The 13,948-nt window shown below is 70.4% G+C and carries 11 protein-coding genes and 1 tRNA gene; 5 read left to right on the plus strand and 7 right to left on the minus strand.

Annotated features, from left to right (window positions below; translation table 11 throughout):
* Positions 1-9: 9 nt before the first annotated feature.
* Positions 10-756, plus strand: coding sequence for a class E sortase (locus EV284_RS24950; RefSeq protein ID WP_130338433.1), 747 nt, complete (start codon positions 10-12; stop codon positions 754-756).
* On the opposite strand, the gene EV284_RS24955 is transcribed toward EV284_RS24950, so the two are convergent.
* The 7 genes from EV284_RS24955 to EV284_RS24985 all read right to left on the minus strand — a co-directional run bounded on the left by EV284_RS24955 (position 757) and on the right by EV284_RS24985 (position 9,891).
* The gene (locus EV284_RS24955; protein ID WP_130337896.1) at positions 757-1,383 is read right to left on the minus strand and encodes a restriction endonuclease; all 627 of its coding nucleotides are present in this window, start codon (positions 1,381-1,383) and stop codon (positions 757-759) included.
* A 107-nt stretch (positions 1,384-1,490) separates the two neighbouring features.
* Entirely contained in the window at positions 1,491-3,479 is a 1,989-nt protein-coding gene (pknB, locus tag EV284_RS24960) for a Stk1 family PASTA domain-containing Ser/Thr kinase (protein ID WP_130337898.1), read from the minus strand.
* 170 nt (positions 3,480-3,649) lie between these two features.
* Positions 3,650-5,125 carry a penicillin-binding protein 2 gene (locus EV284_RS24965; protein WP_130337900.1) on the minus strand — a complete coding sequence of 492 codons (1,476 nt, stop codon included), beginning with the start codon at positions 5,123-5,125 and terminating at the stop codon, positions 3,650-3,652.
* Between the two features lie 172 nt (positions 5,126-5,297).
* Positions 5,298-6,767, minus strand: coding sequence for an FtsW/RodA/SpoVE family cell cycle protein (locus tag EV284_RS24970; RefSeq protein ID WP_130337902.1), 1,470 nt, complete (start codon positions 6,765-6,767; stop codon positions 5,298-5,300).
* Positions 6,768-6,794: 27 nt separating this feature from the next.
* Positions 6,795-8,348 (minus strand): Stp1/IreP family PP2C-type Ser/Thr phosphatase, encoded by a 1,554-nt coding sequence (locus EV284_RS24975; protein ID WP_207229129.1) that lies wholly within the window; start codon positions 8,346-8,348, stop codon positions 6,795-6,797.
* A gap of 141 nt (positions 8,349-8,489) precedes the next feature.
* On the minus strand, positions 8,490-9,026 hold the full coding sequence (locus tag EV284_RS24980) for an FHA domain-containing protein (protein WP_086693586.1): 537 nt from the start codon (positions 9,024-9,026) through the stop codon (positions 8,490-8,492).
* Positions 9,027-9,036: 10 nt separating this feature from the next.
* Entirely contained in the window at positions 9,037-9,891 is an 855-nt protein-coding gene (locus tag EV284_RS24985) for a DUF3662 and FHA domain-containing protein (RefSeq protein ID WP_130337904.1), read from the minus strand.
* Positions 9,892-10,330: 439 nt separating this feature from the next.
* Between EV284_RS24985 and EV284_RS24990 the strand changes: the two genes are divergently transcribed.
* From EV284_RS24990 to EV284_RS25005, 4 genes are all read left to right on the plus strand, one after another.
* Positions 10,331-10,414: transfer RNA gene (locus tag EV284_RS24990), tRNA-Leu, on the plus strand.
* Positions 10,415-11,085: 671 nt separating this feature from the next.
* A complete protein-coding gene (locus EV284_RS24995) occupies positions 11,086-12,510 on the plus strand; it encodes a DUF2252 domain-containing protein (RefSeq protein ID WP_347402204.1) in 1,425 nt (474 codons plus the stop codon).
* Between the two features lie 64 nt (positions 12,511-12,574).
* Positions 12,575-13,045 (plus strand): hypothetical protein, encoded by a 471-nt coding sequence (locus tag EV284_RS25000; protein WP_130337908.1) that lies wholly within the window; start codon positions 12,575-12,577, stop codon positions 13,043-13,045.
* A gap of 75 nt (positions 13,046-13,120) precedes the next feature.
* Positions 13,121-13,942, plus strand: coding sequence for a J domain-containing protein (locus EV284_RS25005; RefSeq protein WP_130337910.1), 822 nt, complete (start codon positions 13,121-13,123; stop codon positions 13,940-13,942).
* The last annotated feature ends 6 nt before the right edge of the window (positions 13,943-13,948 follow it).

Here is a 13,948-nt window from a genome sequence, read left to right on the forward strand (position 1 = left end):
AGGGGATCTGTGGCAGCGACCGCCGACGGCACCGAAGAGCACACGGCCGCGTCCGGCACGGGCGGGGGCCCGCCGCGGGGGCAGGGGCCGATCGCGCGGGCGGTCAGCTTCCTCGGGGAACTCCTCATCACGGCCGGGGTGGTGCTCGGGCTGTTCGTCGTCTACTCGCTGTGGTGGACCAACGTCGTCGCCGACCGGCACGCCGACCGGCAGGCCGACCGGGTCCGGGACCACTGGGCCGACTCCGCGACCGGCCCCGGCGCGCTGGACACCAAGGACGGCATCGGCTTCCTGCACGTCCCCGCGATGCGCAACGGCGCCGTGCTGGTGGAGAAGGGCACCTCCACCGACGTCCTCGACGAGGGTGTGGCCGGCTACTACACCGACCCGGCCAAGGCCGTGCTTCCGACGGCCGGCAAGGAGGGCAACTTCACCCTCGCCGCCCACCGCGACGGCCACGGCGCCAAGTTCCACAACATCGACAAGCTCCGCGAGGGCGACCCGGTCGTCTTCGAGACCAAGGACAAGTGGTACGTCTACAAGATCTACTCGATCCTCCCCGAGACCTCGAAGTACAACGTCGACGTCCTGGCCCAGGTCCCCAAGGAGTCCGGCAAGACCAAGCCGGGCCACTACATCACCCTGACGACCTGCACCCCGGTGTACACCAGCCGCTACCGCTACGTCGTCTGGGCCGAGCTGGTCCGCACGGAGAAGGTCGACGCCAAGCGCACCCCGCCGGCGGAACTCCGCTGATCACCCCTTACGGACCTCCAGCCGCCGCAGCCGCGCGTGATGCGTCCGCAGCCGCTGCTCGATCCGCCACACCCCGTCCCGCATCGCCACCAACTCCCGCTGATGCTCGCCCGAGGTCTCGATCAGCGCGTTGAACATCGGCACGACCGTCTTGCCGAGGACGTGCGCGATCCGCCGGTCGATACGGTCGTCCAGCGCGGGGCCGTCGACTTCGGCACGGGAGGCGTGCTCCACGTCCAGGAGGTACGTGCGCACCCGCCGGGCGACCTCGCTGTCGCGCAGGAGCATGGCGATGTTGAGGACGGCGCGGCGGGAGTAGACCGTGAGGCTCCGACGGGCCTGTGGATAACTTCCCAGCGAGAGTGACACGTTGTCACTCTCGAATTTCCGCAGGTCAGCGCCGCGCAGCACCGCCATGCCATTGGCGGCGAGTTCCTCCCGATGCCGACGGGTCAGTTGGCGCACAGCCTCCACGGTGACTCCGAAGTAGGTCGCCACCATCGCCGTCGTCACGTGCAGGCCGTCCGGAAGCAGGGAGAGGGTCTTCACCCGGTCCAGTACCTCGACACGGTCCAGCGCGCTGGCGCGCAGCGTCCTGGATTCCAGGAGTACGGATTCGTCGATCATGCACGGTCAACGACCTGCGGGCATATGAGGGCACGATCGGAAAACGACACAGTCCCCCGGCACTCACAGGTGCCGGGGGACTGTGCGTCGATCAGAGCGGAGCGGGGTCAGCCGTTGGGGCCGCCGAAGATTCCGCCGAGGCCGCCGCCGTTGTTGCCGTTGCCCTGGCTCGCGGAGATGAGGGTGATGGTGTCGCCCTTGTTGGCCGCGGTCCCGGGCGGGACGCTCTGGGTGAGCACGGTGGAGTTCTCGTCGCCGGCCCCGGGGCCCTGGGCGTTCACCTGGAGGCCGAGGCCCTGAAGGGCGTTGCGCGCGTCCTTGAGGGACTGCTTGGTGACGTCCGGGACCTGGACCTGCTCCGGGGCGTCGTTCTTGCCGACGCCGATGGAGACCGGGGTGCCCTTCTTGACCTGACGGCCGATCTCGGGGTTGGTGCCCTGGACCTTGTCCTTCTGCGCCGGGTCGGGAACGGGCTGGTCGGTGCAGGTCGGGACGAGACCCGCCTCCTGGAGAGCGGCCTTGGCCTCGTCGCAGGACTTGCCCCTGACGTCCGGGATGGTGACCTTCTCCTCGGCCTTGGCCACGGTCAGGGTAATCGTGGACCCCTTCTGCACCTGCTTGCCGCCGGTGGGGTTCTGGTCGACGACGTTGTCCGGGGTGTCGCTGGAGACGCGGGTCTCCTTCTTCACCGTGAGCTGGTAGTCGTCGCCTTCCAGCTTGTCCCGCGCCTCGTCGAAGGAGAGTCCGATGACGCTCGGGATCGTCACCTTGGGCGCGCCCGTGGAGACGACCAGGGTGATGGTGTCGTTCTTGTTGACGTCCGAGCCGGGCGTCGGGCTCTGCGAACAGATCTTGTCCTTGGGCTGGTTCTCACACGGCTTGCGCGTGATGTCACCCAGCTTCAGATCGGACGCCTCCGCCATCTTGCGGGCGTCGTCGACGGTGTTGCCCACGAAGTTCGGCGCCTTGAACGGTTTGTCGCTCTTGCCGGGGAACATCCACATGCCGATGAGGACCGCGCCGACCAGCACCAGCACGCCCGCGACCGCCAGCATGATCGTCGAGGTGTTGTTGCTGTTCTTCTTCTGCTGGCGCCGCCGGTCGGGCCGGTCGTCGTAGCCGTAGCCGCCGTCGTCCGGGTTCATCGGCGGGAGCATCGTCGTCGCCCCGGCCGGCTCCTGCCGCAGCGCGGTGGTCGCCTGGTCGTCCGCGTAGCCGTAGCCGACCGCGCTCATGGCCGCGGTCGCGCCGACGGGCTGGCCGTCGAGGCACGCCTCGATGTCGGCGCGCATCTCGTCGGCCGACTGGTAGCGGTAGTCCGGGTCCTTCGTCAGCGCCTTGAGGACGATCGCGTCCATCTCCGGCGTGATCTCGGGATCGAAGACGCTCGGCGGCTGCGGCTCCTCGCGCACGTGCTGGTAGGCCACGGCCACCGGGGAGTCGCCGACGAACGGCGGACGGACGGTCAGCAGCTCGTAGAGCAGGCAGCCCGTGGAGTACAGGTCGGACCGGGCGTCGACCTGCTCGCCCTTGGCCTGCTCCGGCGAGAGGTACTGGGCGGTGCCGATCACGGCCGCGGTCTGCGTCATCGTCATCCCGGAGTCGCCCATGGCGCGGGCGATGCCGAAGTCCATCACCTTGACCTGGCCGTTGCGGGTCAGCATGACGTTGGCCGGCTTGATGTCGCGGTGGACGATGCCGCTGCGGTGGGCGTACTCCAGACCCTGGAGGATGCCGATGGTCATCTCCATCGACCGCTCGGGCAGCAGCTTGCGCCCGGAGTGCAGCAGCTCGCGGAGCGTGGAGCCGTCGACGTACTCCATGACGATGTACGGGATCGAGACCCCGTCGATGTAGTCCTCGCCCGTGTCGTAGACCGCGACGATCGCAGGATGGTTGAGCGAGGCGGCAGACTGGGCCTCCCGGCGGAACCGGGCCTGGAAGGACGGATCACGCGCGAGGTCCGCGCGGAGCGTCTTCACCGCCACGGTGCGGCCGAGGCGGGTGTCATGCGCGAGGTAGACCTCTGCCATGCCACCACGGCCGAGTACGTGGCCCAGCTCGTACCGGCCGCCTAGGCGACGCGGCTCTTCCATAGCTACTTACCAGCCCTCTCCGTCGGTCCCGCCCGGCACGGGTGTGCGCGGCCGGAGCTTCCGTCCGGGCCTACCGTACCCGGCTCGCTCTGTGTGACCTGGCCAAGCCGGTAACCCGATACCGGACCGGTATCGCAACGTGCGGCGATGTGAAGGGCACGTGAGCGGGTTCACTTCTTGGCGTTGATGACCGCCTCCATGACGTTCTTCGCGATCGGGGCGGCCAGGCCACCGCCGGAGATGTCGTCGCGGACCGCGTTGTCGTCCTCGATGACCACGGCGACGGCCACCGGCGAGCTGTGGTCGGCCAGCTTGGCGTAGGAGAGGAACCACGCGTAGGGGTTCTCGCTGTTCTCCACGCCGTGCTGCGCGGTACCCGTCTTGCCGCCCACCGTCACGCCGTTGATCTGCGCGTTCTTACCGGTGCCGTCCTTGACGACGGTCTCCATCATCGACTGGAGGATCTGCGCGTTGCCCGGCGAGAGCGGCTGGCTCATCTCCTGCGGCTCGCTCTTCTCCACCGGGTCCAGGTTGGAGGACTGCAGCGAGTCGACCATGTACGGCTTCATCAGCTTGCCGTCGTTGGCCACCGCGGAGGCCACCATGGCCATCTGGAGCGGGGTGGCGGCGGTGTTGAACTGGCCGATGGAGGACAGCGCGGTCTGCGAGTCGTTCATGTCCTTGGAGAACACCGAGGCGTTGGCGCGGATCGGCGTGAACTGCTCGGAGTCGAAGCCGAACTTCTTCGCCTCCTCCAGCATCTTCTCGTTGCCGAGGTCGGCGCCGATCTTGCCGAAGACGGTGTTGCAGGAGTACTGGAGCGCGACCCGCATCGTCGCGTCCTTGCAGGGGATGTTGCCCTCGTTCTTCAGCTCGGTCTGCGTACCGGGCATCACCCAGGGCAGCGGGCTGTCGGTCTTCTGGTCGGCCGAGGAGTACTTGCCGCTCTCCAGCGCCGCGGCGGCGGTGACCACCTTGAAGGTCGAGCCGGGCGGGTAGGTCTCGCGCAGCGCCCGGTTGAGCATCGGGTCGGAGGCGTCGCTCTTCTTCTGCAGCTTCGACCAGGCCGCCGCGTCGCTGTCCCGGGAACCCGCGAAGGACGACGGGTCGTACGAGGGGTACGAGGCCAGCGCGAGGATCTTGCCGGTGGAGGGCTCCAGCGCGACGACCGCGCCCTTGCCGCCCTGGTTCTTCAGCCCGGAGTACGCGGCCTTCTGCGCCGCGGAGTTGAGCGTGGTGACGACGTTGCCGCCCTGCTTGGGCTTGCCGGTCAGCATGTCCAGGGTGTTGCGGAAGAACAGCCGGTCGTCGTTGCCGGTGAGGATGCCGTCGTTGAGCTTCTCGAGCTGGGTGCTGTCGAACGCCTGGGAGGAGTAGCCGGTGACCGGCGCCCACATGGGCCCGTTCTTGTACGTGCGCTTGTACTTGTAGTCGCCGGCCTTGGTCTCCACCGAACCGGTTATCGGCTCCCCGTCCACGATGATGTCGCCGCGCGGGGCCGCGTAGCGCTCGATGGCGACGCGGCGGTTGTCGCTCGCGGTGCGGAGCTTGTCGGCCTGGACGTACTGGAGCCAGTTGTCGCGGATCAGCAGGGCCAGCACGAGCAGTCCGCAGAAGATGGCGATGCGGCGCAGGGGCTTGTTCACGTCCGGCCTTTCCACGAGCTGACAGGGGCGCCTGTCGCTTCGGTCTCTCGGTGTCGCTGGGGCTGGCCCCCGTCCATGGCCGCCCACAGTCTAGGGGCACTGCCTGTGGACGCGGACGCTCCTGAGGCCCGGCGGGACCCGCCCTGAGGTACGGTCCCGCCGCCCGCCGTGCTCACTGCGGGTCGGGCCCGGAGGTGCCGGGCCGCACGATCTGCGTCATCTCGGCGTCGGGGTTGGCGGCCGGGGTGGGCGCCGGGCGCCGGGCGGTGTCGCTGATGCGGATCAGGATGCCGATGAGCGCCCAGTTGGCGATGACGGACGAACCGCCGTACGCGAGGAAGGGCATCGTCATACCGGTCAGCGGGATGAGGCCCATCACACCGCCGGCGACGACGAACACCTGGAGGGCGAACGCGCCGGAGAGGCCGATGGCGAGCAGCTTGCCGAACGGGTCGCGGGCGGCCAGCGCGGTACGCACACCACGCTCGGCGACCAGGCCGTAGATCAGCAGGATCGCCATGATGCCGGCGAGACCCAGCTCCTCGCCGTAGGTGGCGAGGATGAAGTCGGAGTTGGCGGCGAAGCCGATCAGTTCGGAGTGGCCCTGGCCCCAGCCGGTGCCGAGAGTGCCGCCGGAGCCGAACGCCCACAGCGCCTGCATGGCCTGCTCGGAGTGGAGGAGGCCGTCCTGGATGCCGGACCGGCTGGCCTTGAACTCGCCCATCGGGTCGAGCCACGCCTGGACACGGGTCTGGACGTGCGGCTCGAAGCTGGCGACGCCGACCGCGCCGGCCGCCGACATCAGCAGACCGAAGACGATCCAGCTGGTCCGCTCGGTGGCCACGTACAGCATGATCACGAACATGCCGAAGAACAGCAGGGAGGTACCGAGGTCGGTCTCGAAGACCAGGATCAGGATCGAGATGAACCAGACGACCAGGATCGGGCCGAGGTCGCGGCCGCGCGGCAGGTAGAGACCCATGAAGCGGCGGCTGGCCAGCGCGAGCGCGTCCCGCTTGACCATCAGATAGCCGGCGAAGAAGACCGCGAGCACGATCTTGGCGAACTCACCGGGCTGGATGGTGAAGCTGCCGATCTGGATCCAGATCTTGGCGCCGTAGACGTCCGCGCCGAGACCGGGGACCAGGGGCAGCAGCAGCAGGAACAGCGCGACCACCATGGAGATGTAGGTGTAGCGCTGGAGCGTGCGGTGGTCCTTGAGGAAGATCAGCACGACCACGAAGAGCGCGATGCCCAGGGCCGTGTAGATCAGCTGGTTGGTCGCCTTGTCGCCGGCCGCGTGCATGGCCTGGAGCCGCTTGGACTGGTCCAGGCGCCAGATCGCCACCAGACCGAGCCCGTTGAGCAGGGTGGCCAGGGGCAGCAGCAGCGGATCGGCGTACGGCGCGAACTTGCGCACCGCGAGGTGGGCGACGCCCGCCAGCAGGCCGAGGCCCAGGCCGTAGCCGAGCAGGCCCGCGGGGACCTGGTCGTTGAGGGCCAGGCCCACGTTGGCGTAGGCGAACACCGGGATGGCCACGGCGAAGATCAGCAGGGCCAGCTCGGTGTTGCGGCGGCTCGGCGCACCGATCGAGCCGATCGTGGACGTGTGGTGCGTCGGCGTGTTGGTAGTACTGCTCATCGTGTGACGGGGCCTCTCACGGCTTGCCTACTGCTTGCCGCACTGATCGGCGACCTTCTGCTCATCCTCGGAGAGGCTGGGGCCGGGCCGGGGAGTGGCGGACGCGGTCGGGGACTTCGAGGGCGACGCCTGCGACTTCGACCCGGAGGCCGAGGGGTCCGGCGAGGGGCTGGCCTTGGTGAAGGCGGTCTTGGTGGCACCGGTGGTGCCGCCGGTCGCGCCCTGGCCCGTCTTGGAGTTCTGCTGCTCGCGCTCGGTGGCGGTGCGCTCGGCCTCCTTGCGGCAGGCGGACGCCTGCACGGAGAGCGCCTGCACCTTGGAACGGGCCTGGGACAGACCGCCCGCCACCACGATCGTGTTCTTGACCTGCTTCTGCTGGTACGACGGCAGGTACTTGAGTTCGATCTCGGGGTGGTCCTGCTCGACCTTGGACAGCGACACCCAGGCGAGGTCCTGGCTGATGCCCCGGTAGAGGGCGACGTGCTCGCCGTTGACCCCGACGTAGTACTGGGTCTGGGTCCAGCGCCAGCCGCCGTAGACCGCGCCGCCGATGACCGCGAGGGCCAGCGCGCTCCAGAGGGAACGCTTCAGCCAGCGCCGGCCCTTGCGGGGCTTGGTGAAGTCCTCCTCGGAGTACTCGCCGAAGCTGCCCTCGGGGGCGTATTCCTCGGTGTCACCGGAGGGCCCGCCGTGCCGGCCGCCGCCGGACTGCCTGCGGCCCTGGCGGCCGAGGTGCGAGGCGCGGCCCGCCGGGGTCTGCATGATGCCGTTGTCGTGGTTCAGGTGGTGCTGGTTCTCGGCGACGGCGCCGACCACGACCGGGGTGTCGGAGAGCTGCCCGGCGAGGGTGTCGCCGGTCTCCAGGTCGAGCACGTCGGCGACGATCACCGTGATGTTGTCGGGGCCGCCGCCGCGCAGCGCGAGCTGGATCAGCTCCTGCACGGTCTCCTGCGGGCCTTGGTAGCTGGCGAGCGCCTCCTCCATCGTCTGGTGGGAGACGACGCCGGAGAGCCCGTCGGAGCAGATCAGGTAGCGGTCGCCGGCGCGGACCTCGCGGATGGAGAGGTCGGGCTCGACGTGGTCGCCGCTGCCGAGGGCGCGCATCAGCAGGGCGCGCTGCGGGTGGGCGCCGGCCTCCTCCTCGGTGATCCGGCCCTCGTCGACCAGGCGCTGCACCCAGGTGTGGTCCTGGGTGATCTGGCTGAGCATGCCGTCGCGCAGCAGGTAGGCGCGCGAGTCGCCGACGTGCACGAGGCCGAGCCGCTGGCCGGTCCACAGCAGCGCGGTGAGGGTGGTCCCCATGCCTTCGAGCTGGGGGTCCTCCTCGACCATGGAGCGCAGTTGTTCGTTGGCGCGGCGTACGGCGGTGCCGAGCGAGGTGAGGATGTCGGAGCCGGGCACGTCGTCGTCGAGCGTGACCAGGGTGGAGATGACCTCCGAGGAGGCGACCTCACCGGCGGCCTGGCCGCCCATGCCGTCGGCGATGGCGAGCAGGCGCGGACCGGCGTAACCGGAGTCCTCGTTGCCCTCCCGGATCATGCCCTTGTGCGATCCGGCGGCGAAGCGCAGTGACAGGCTCATGCGCACCTCGCCAGTCGGCTCCGGGTACAGCCGGTCGTGTCGAGCCACACTGCCCACCCTCCGGTCGGGAGCGCGCCGGGGACCGGATTGCGATCCGCCGCCGCGTGCTCGCTCCGCTCGCGCTCATTCATTGGTGTAGCACTACTTCCGCAGCTCGATGACGGTCTTGCCGATGCGGATCGCCCCACCCAGCGGGACCGGCGTCGGGGTCGTCAGCCGGGACCGGTCCAGGTAGGTGCCGTTGGTGGACCCGAGGTCCTCCACGATCCACTGGCCGTCGCGGTCGGGGTAGATCCTGGCATGCCGGCTGGAGGCGTAGTCGTCGTCCAGCACGATCGTGGAGTCGTGCGCGCGGCCCAGGGTGATGGTCTGGCCCTGGAGCGCCACGGTGGTCCCGGCGAGGGTGCCCTCGGTGACGACGAGCTTGCTGGGCGCGTTGCGCCGCTGGCGGCCTCCGCCGCTCTGCTGGGCCCGCTGTCCGCGCTGGCCGCGCTGCTGCGGGGGCGCGGACTGCTGCCGCGCGGCGGCCTGCGGTCGCTGGGCCTCCCGGCGCGCTCCGCGCTGTGTGACACGCGTACCGAACAGATCGCTGCGGATGACCTGCACGGCCACGATCACGAACAGCCACAGTACGGCCAGGAAACCCAGCCGCATGACCGTGAGGGTCAGCTCTGACATTGCCCCCGCTTCACCCTTCGGCTTGCCTATAGATAACGGTGGTGCTGCCCACGACGATCCGCGAGCCGTCGCGGAGCGTAGCGCGGGTGGTGTGCTGCCCGTCCACCACGATGCCGTTGGTGGACCCGAGGTCCTGGATCGTCGAGGGCGTCCCGGTGCGGATCTCGCAGTGCCTGCGGGAGACGCCGGGGTCGTCGATCCGTACGTCCGCCTCGGTGCTGCGGCCCATGACCAGGGTCGGGCGGGAGATCTGGTGGCGGGTGCCGTTGACCTCGATCCAGTACCGGGTCGCGGCGCCGCCCATCGGAGCGGCGGCGGGGCGCTGGGTGGCGGGCTGGGGGTAGCCGTAGCCGCCGGGCCGGGCGCCGGGGGGCGGCGCGGACGGCATCGGGGGGGCTCCGGCGGGCGGGTAGCCGTATCCGCCCTGGGGGGACTGGGGTGCCGCGGGGCCCGGGCCGCCGGAGTGCGGGGCCTGGGGCTCCTGGCTGCTGGAGGAGGCGAGGGTGCGGCTGCGCACCCGGTACAGACCGGTGTCCAGGTCGGGGGCCTTCTCCAGGGTGACCTTGATCGGCCCCATGAAGGTGTAGCGCTGCTGCTTGGCGTAGTCGCGCACCATTCCGGCCAGCTCGTCACCGAGCTGCCCGGAGTAGGGGCTGAGCCGCTCGTGGTCGGGCGTGCTCAGCTCCACGATGAAGTCGTTGGGCACCACGGTCCGGTCGCGGTTCCAGATCGTCGCGTTGTTGTCGCACTCCCGCTGGAGCGCGCCGGCGATCTCCACCGGCTGGACCTCGGACTTGAACACCTTGGCGAAGGTGCCGTTGACCAGACCTTCGAGACGCTGCTCGAATTTCTTCAGGACTCCCATGGGGCACCTCCTCCGTCGCTGCCGTTCTGCCGTGCCGTGCTCGGCGCGGCAGCCTCGCCGGTACTGCTCACTGATCGTATCTACGCGCCCGGCAATCAGCCGGTTCCCCCAGCGGACCCCCTTCGAACTCCTTCGGAGGAGGATCGTAGAGGTGGTCCTGGTCCAGTGTCCCGCACCCGGCGTCCGGTCCGGTCCCCCTGTGGATGAGATGGCCGGGACCGGTACGAGGTTGATACCTGAACAGCTTTGTCCACAGGGGCGGGGGTTGCGGGAGGTCCCGGCGGGACGCCCGTGCGGTGCCGGTTCTCGGGCGCGGCGGGACAGATGGCCTGGTGGGGGCCCTGGGAAAGGGATGTGATTCCACCCCGTGGGCCGTGCTAATGTTCTGCATGTCGGAAGGGGCCAGCCCGCAAGGGCCGAACCGGAAGACGCACCCAATGCGCGGGTGGCGGAATAGGCAGACGCGCTGGATTCAGGTTCCAGTGCCCGAAAGGGCGTGGGGGTTCAACTCCCCCCTCGCGCACAACACCCAAGTGGGCGGCATCGTTTAGATGCCGCCCACTTCGGCGTTTCCGGGGTCGCGCGGAGTGCGGAGCCGGATGCCGCCCTCTGTGAGGAAGGTCTCAGGTGGCGGGGGCGTCGTCGGCGCTCCATTCAACGGAGTTGGCGAAGAGTGCCCGGAGGCGGGGGCATGTGCGCCGGGCGGCCTCGGGGTTGCCGTGGCCGAGCGGTGTGGCCGGTGTCTCCTGAGAGCAAGCGGTCGGCGGGAGTCGGGCGCGCATCCTCCCCCCTTACCCCGGCCTCCGCGCGCCGGGCGCTGCTGGGGCTCGGTGTTCCCGTGGTCGAACCTTCTGGGTGGCCCTGTCGTGCGCTGTGGCCGTGAGTCTCCTTTTTTGCGCGCGGGGCTTTGTGCGCAGGGCGCCTTCTTCTGCGCAGGGCGCTGGGCCAGGCTCCTGGTGGTCCGGTCGCCGGGATCTCCAGGAGGAGACGGTGACGATGCTGCGGGAGATGCGGAGGAGGGCGGAGGGAACGGGCGGGCGCCGGGTCGGTGGTGTTGCAGACGCCGTGGATGTCCACAAGTGGTGAGTTGTCCACAGGGTCTGACGCGTTTCGGCCACCGCATGTACCTTCGGCACGAGTTGATGTTCGAGACGCTCGTGCGGGGGCGTTCGGGGTGCGGGGGAGGCGGTCCTGGTGGCCGGAGTCGGGGTGGAGCCGGGCGAGGTGAGGCCGGCGGGCAGGGTGCCGAGGCTGCGGGGGTTCGCGCAGTGGCCGCCGGCCGGTACCGCCAAGCATCAGGGCAAGGCGCTGCGGGCCGAGGTGCCCCGCGCCGCCCACCGGGTCCTCGTGGTGGACGACGCGCGTCCGGACGCGGTGGCCGCGGTCGAGGAGTCCAACGCGGGGCGCCTGCCCGAGCTGACCCCGATACGGGTGGGCCGCATGGCCGCCTCCCCCTTCGCCTTCCTGCGCGGCTCGGCCGGCCTCATGGCGTACGACCTGGCCCGCACCCCGGTGACCGGCATAGGCACCCAGCTCTGCGGGGACGCCCACGCGGCCAACTTCGGTCTGTACGGGGACGCGCGCGGTGGCCTGGTCATCGACCTCAACGACTTCGACGAGACGGTGCACGGCCCCTGGGAGTGGGACCTGAAGCGGCTCGCCGCGTCCCTGGTGCTGGCCGGGCGCGAGGCCGGGGCCGACGAGGACACCTGTCACGCGGCCGCGCGGGACGCCGTCGGCGCGTACCGGCGCACCATGCGGCTGCTGGCCGGGCTGCCCGCACTGGACGCCTGGAACGCCATCGCGGACGAGGAACTGGTCTCCCACACCGACGCCCACGACCTGCTCGGCACCCTGGAGCGGGTCGCGGTGAAGGCGCGGGCCAACACCAGCGGCCGGTTCGCCGCCAGGTCGACCGAGGAGTGCGATGACGGCGGGCGTCGCTTCGTGGACGCGCCCCCGGTGCTGCGCCGTGTCCCGGACGCCGAGGCCGCCGCCGTCGCCGCCTCGCTGGAGCCGTATCTCTCCACGCTCGGCACGGACCGGCTGCCGCTGCTCGCGCGGTACGCGGTGCAGGACGTCGCCTTCCGCGTCGTCGGCACCGGCAGCGTGGGCACCCGGTCCTACGTCGTGCTGCTCCTCGACCATCGCGGTGAGCCGCTCGTCCTCCAGGTGAAGGAGGCCCGGCCCTCCGCGCTCGCCCCGCATCTGGCCACCGCGGGCTTCCCAGTGCCGCCCGCCGAGCACGAGGGACGGCGCGTGGTGCTGGGGCAGAAGCGGATGCAGGTGGTCAGTGACATCTTGCTGGGCTGGACCACCGTCGACGAACGGGGCTATCAGGTACGGCAGTTCCGCAACCGCAAGGGCAGCGTCGACCCGGCCGCCCTCGCGCCGGACCAGGTGGACGACTACGGCCGGATGACCGGCGCCCTGCTGGCCCGCGCCCACTCCCACAGTGCCGACCCCCGCCTCATCGCCGGGTACTGCGGCAAGAACGAGGCACTGGACGACGCCGTGGCCGACTTCGCCACCGCCTACGCCGACCTCACCGAGGCCGACCACGCGCGACTGGTGGAGGCGGTGCGCTCGGGACGGATCGCGGCCGAGACGGGGGTGTGAGCGGGGATGCCGGCAGGAGAGGGGCGGCCGCCGTGGTGGAGAAGAGAGCGCGCGGAGTGGTGAGATGAAGTACGTCGAACTGCGCGGGGGCGGCGGCGAGGAACCCGTGCTCGCCGACCCCCGCCCCTATCTCGCCCGGCTGCCCGGCATCGCCGCCGGACTGCCGCCCGGCGCCCGTGCCTTCGCCACCGACCCGGCGCACTACGACCCCGAGGCCAAGCGCTGTGTCCGCGACCTGCTGCCCTCGCGGGTGAGCCGCACGGCCGACGGCGACGTCGAGATCCGCTTCCGGCACAACCGCTTCCGGCACGAGGAGGACCTGCTGGTGCGCTACACCGGGGTGTCCGACTTCCAGTCGGACGTGCTGGACGTGTGCGATCCGGCCTCGCTGGGCGATGTGATCCTGGACGAGATCCTGCCGCTGCCGGGTGGCTGTACGCACGAGGTGGCCTGCCGGCCCGGCCGGCTGGTGGTGGCGTGCCGGGATCTGGTGGCCGAGTGGATTCCGGCCGGTCGCCCGGAGACGGGTCCTTAGGCGGGGAAGGCGCGTTGGGGCCGGCGTTCCGTTCCGTCGCGGCAGTGCCTTGTGGGCGTGGCCTAGGCTGGTCGGGTGACGACCCCGGAAGCTGAGCAGACCGAGCAGTCCCAGTCGCCGCGGCCCGAGGAACGGCTGGAAAAGGCCGTCCGGGTCGCCGAGCAGGCGCTGATCGACTTCGAGATCGCCGTGGAGACCTTCCGCGTCGAGGTCGAGAACTTCGCCCGGCTGCACGAACAGCGGCTCGGCCCGCTCTACGCCCGCATCGAGGAGCTGGACGCCTCGATCGCCGAGGCGCGGGCCGCCCGTACCCAGGACCCCGAGGACATCCGGCGCGCCGCCGAGGCCCGCGCCAACCTGTCACCCATCCCCGGTGTCGAGGAACTGCTGCACGGCTGGATGGACGGCCAGGGGCTGTTCCCCGAGGCCACCGCGATGCTGACCGACCAGCCGGTGCGGCCGCCGGAGCGGGTCCGGCCCAGTGAGGAGGTCCGCAAGCTCTACCGCGACCTCGCCCGCAAGGCCCACCCCGACCTCGCCCAGGAGAACGCCGAGCGCATCCGCCGTGAGGAGTTCATCACCCGCGTCAACGCGGCCTACGCCCGCGGTGACGAGGCCCTGCTGCGGGAACTCGCCGCGGAGTGGGCCGCCGGCCCGGTGCCGCCCGAGCGGCAGCCCAGCCCCAGTGACGAGCTGTACGCCCGCCTGGAGTGGCTGGCCCAGCGCAAGGAACTCCTCACCCTGGTCGCGCGCGAACTGGAGAACGGCGCCATCGCCGGCATGCTCCGACTCGCCCCGGACGACCCCGACAGCCTCCTCACCGAGATCGCCGAGCGGCTGCACGGAGACATCGCCCGCCGCGAGTCCGACCTCGCGGCGCTGCTGACGCAGGAGTGAGGCCCC

It is taken from the genome of Streptomyces sp. BK022 (assembly GCF_004217355.1).
GTDB lineage: Bacteria > Actinomycetota > Actinomycetes > Streptomycetales > Streptomycetaceae > Streptomyces > Streptomyces griseoluteus.